Raw genomic sequence first — 3,684 nt, 5'->3', positions numbered from 1 at the left:
CGTACCGTCTGCACCCCGGCTCATCGTCGCGAGCGGATGGAGGACGCGCCGGCTACCCCGGCTCGCAACGATGAGGTCTGCGGCCAAGGATTATGGCGAGCGGATGGGTGCTTGTGCTGGCGAATCGGTTGGGCTTGTTGGAGCTATTAGGAAGGTGAGGCTGGCTGGGCAGACGTTGCCCTGACCAGCGACGAGCGCCCGCTCGAGCAGGCGTTGTCCGTTGCGCGTCATCTCGTTTCTGCTCCCTGTCAGCACGCCCGTGAATTCCGCCGCTGGACCAGCTAAAAGCTCTAAATCAACATTATTCCACAACTTGGCTGTTTGATCCCCAGCCCCCGAGGCCAAAAGCCTCCCATCCGGACTGAAGGCGACGGAGGTGACCCAATCGGTATGCCCGATGAGCGTGCGCACCTCAGTCCCTGTCCCCACATCCCAAAACCGGATCGTTTGATCCCTGGACCCCGAGGCCAAAAGCCTCCCATCCGGACTGAAGGCAACGGATTCGACCCAATCGGTATGCCCGCGGAGCGAGCGCAACGGAGTCCCCGTCTCCACATCCCACAGCCGGATCGTCTGATCCCGGGAGCCCGAGGCCAAAAGCTTGCCATCCGGACTGAAGGCAACAGAGGTGACCAAATCGGTATGCCCGCTGAGCGTGCGCAACGGAGTCCCCGTCCCCACTTCCGTAAACGCCAATCCCGTCTCTCCGGCGAACTGCGCATGAGCCGCAGTAAGCTGGGCTTGATCGCGCGCGCGAAGAGCCGTCCCGCGAGCGCTGGTCAAACGGATCGGCGCCATTTCCGTACCCACAAGGGAAACGCGAGCCGATCCCGCCATCTCCAGCGCTGGGAGGACGAGATTCTCCGTATAGGTCCCGGCCTGAACGAGGATCGTGTCGCCCGGACTCGCTCGATCAACGGCCCCTTGGATCGAACTGTAAGGACAGCCTTGCGCGCACACGAGAAACGTCTCCGCTCGCGTTGGGAGACCGGTCAAAAGAAGCCAATGGGCCAACAGGAAGAGGACCATGACCAGGGGGATTCTGGGCTTCGTCAGGGGGACCATTTTTTCCTCCTCCTTCTCCATTTGGGCGCTCCCGACCGCGCCGCCCGAATCGCTCAAAATTCGCGGCGTTTATCTTGTCCCCGCGCACCTGGCGCTGTCAAGCCGAAATTGGAGGCCGAAGGTCTCGTCATCCGCGACGGCAATTGTCCGGAGTCGGTGGCTGTCAAGAAGCGACGCCGCCAGACAAGAGAATTTTCGTCGCCTGCTGTGAGGTCGCGTCACAATCGCGGCTGCGCCGTTGATCTGACGCTGTACGATTCGGAGCACGAGGTGGACCGCGCGCATGCCCAGCGTCTGTGACGAGATGTCGGATCGCGCCTGTGCCGGTCATCGCTGAGCGGCTGAAGATACGGGCTCGCGCGAGCGGATGCGCTTGCCGATGTTCCCGATCTTGCCAATTTCTTTGTGGGCCGAGTAAGCTGAAGCGCGCGGTTCTTCCCCCTGATGGGAAGGTCTGTCGAAGTACGGCGTAGAAGGAGAGCGGAAATGCGGCAGCGAGGCAGCGGACGAAGTTTCTCCAGCGCGAAGCGGACTCGCAGCTCCGTTCTCGCGCTGCTCCTCATAGCGCTGAGCGTAGGGAGCGCGAGCTTCGGCTTCGATGGCATGCGATCCTCCCCTTCCCCGAGCGTCCAAGAGGAGACGCTGCTGGTTCCGGGACTGGAGCGGCCGGTGGAGATTTTGCGGGATCGTTGGGGGGTGGCGCACATCTATGCCCAAACCGAGCATGATCTCTTCTTCGCGCAAGGCTACACGGTGGCACGGGATCGGCTCTTTCAACTCGAACTCTGGCGGCGGCAGGCCACGGGCACATTGGCCGAAGCTTTCGGACCGCGGTTCCTCGAGCACGATCGGGCCGCGCGACTTTTTCGCTTTCGCGGCGATTTGGAAGCGGAGTTGCGCCATTATCATCCTCGGGGTCCGCAGATCATTGGCGCGTTCGTCGCGGGGATCAATGCCCGCATCGCCGAAGTCCTCAAGACGCCTGAGCAATTGCCTCTGGAGTTTCGCATCCTCGATTTTCGGCCGGACTATTGGACGCCGGAAGTCGTCATCTCCCGTCATAACGGACTCTACGGGAATGCGCTTCAGGAGTTGCAGACGGCGCTTCTCGTGCGAGCGCTCGGATCGGAGCGCGCTCGCGCGTTGCTCGATCTGCGTCCGGAAGCGCCTCAGCTCATCGTGGATGAAGCCGTAGACCTGAAGGCACTCTCGCCCGAAATTCTCTCCCTCTACGAGCGGTATCGCTCGACCATCACGTTTCGTCCCGAGGACGTGCGCCCCGAGTATCGCGCGTCGCACGCGGAGACATCGAGCGAGCCTGCTCCTACTTTCTCCGACGCGCAAGAAGAAGGGAGCAACAACTGGGTGATTGCGGGGCGGCTGTCGCTTTCTCGAAAACCGCTACTGGCCAACGATCCGCATCGGGCGTTGCAGGTGCCTTCGCTGCGTTATTGGGTTCATCTGGTCGGACCGGGATGGAACGTCGTCGGCGCTGGAGAGCCGGCCGTGCCCGGTGTCGCCATCGGCCACAACGAATATGGCGCGTGGGGGCTCACGGTTTTCAGCATCGACATGGAGGACATCTACGTGTACGAGCGGCATCCGCAGGATCCGAACCGCTATCGCTATGGAGACGGATGGGAGACGATGCGGGTCGAGCGGGAGGTGATTCGAGTGAAGGGGCAAGCGCCCGTCACCGTGGAATTGAAGTACACGCGACACGGGCCGGTGATCTTCGAGGATCCGTCGGCACGTCGTGCTTATGCTTTGCGCGCGGCGTGGTTGGACGTGGGCGGAGCGCCATATCTGGCGAGTCTTCGAATTGCGCAGGCTCGCAATTGGGAGGAGTTTCGTCAGGCCTGCCGCTACTGGTACACGCCGGGAGAAAACTTGGTGTGGGCGGATCGGTCGGGACGAATCGGTTGGCAAGTCGTGGGGCGCGTGCCCATTCGTCCCAACTGGACGGGCCTCGTGCCGGTGCCGGGCGATGGTCGCTACGAATGGGCGGGCTTTGTCGCGTTCGAAGCGCTGCCCGAGCGCCATGATCCCCCCGAAGGCTGGATCGCCACAGCCAACGAAGAGAATCTCCCTGCGGGGTATCAACCGATCCCCAGCTACAGTTGGGCCGAGCCGTTTCGAGCCGCGCGCCTTCAAGAGCTGCTCTCCGAACAGCGTCGGTTCACGCTCGCCGATTTAGCTCGGATTCAGCATGACGAGCTTTCGATTCCGGCTCGGCTCTTGGTTCCGCTGCTGCGTCCGCTTCGTTTGCCGGGACAGTTGCCGTGGGCGCAGCAGCGTCTTCTTGAGTGGAATTTCGTGTTGGATCAGCGATCGGCCGCCGCCGCTCTCTACGTGGCGTGGGAACGTCGCTTGTTGGAGAACTATTGGAATCGGCGGATTCCCGAACAAGCGCGACCGTTTTTCCGCTCCCGTCCCTTGCAGCGGATGATCGAGGCGCTCTATGCCCCGGATGGAACGTTCGGGCCGGACCCGATTCGAGGACGAGAGGAATTGCTCGTGGAGAGTCTGGCGCAAGCCGTGCGAGATGTGACGGAACGGCTGGGCGCTGATTGGCGGGCGTGGACGTATGGCCATCGGCGCTTCAAGCGCGTGCTCTTT

At 62.4% G+C, this 3,684-nt stretch carries 1 protein-coding gene and 1 pseudogene; one reads left to right on the top strand and one right to left on the bottom strand.

Translation table 11 applies throughout. The annotated features are described in order from the left end of the window. Positions 1-90 precede the first annotated feature (90 nt). A pseudogene (locus NZ746_03090) lies at positions 91-684 on the bottom strand (WD40 repeat domain-containing protein). 867 nt (positions 685-1,551) lie between these two features. Between NZ746_03090 and NZ746_03085 the strand changes: the two are divergent. After that, on the top strand, positions 1,552-3,684 hold a 2,133-nt coding region (locus NZ746_03085), incomplete at its 3' end, for a penicillin acylase family protein (GenBank protein ID MCS6816347.1).

The sequence above is a fragment of the Blastocatellia bacterium genome, from assembly GCA_025055075.1.
GTDB lineage: Bacteria > Acidobacteriota > Blastocatellia > HR10 > HR10 > HR10.
Note: the sequence above shows the minus strand (reverse complement) of the source record. Positions and strands in the feature narration are given on the sequence as shown.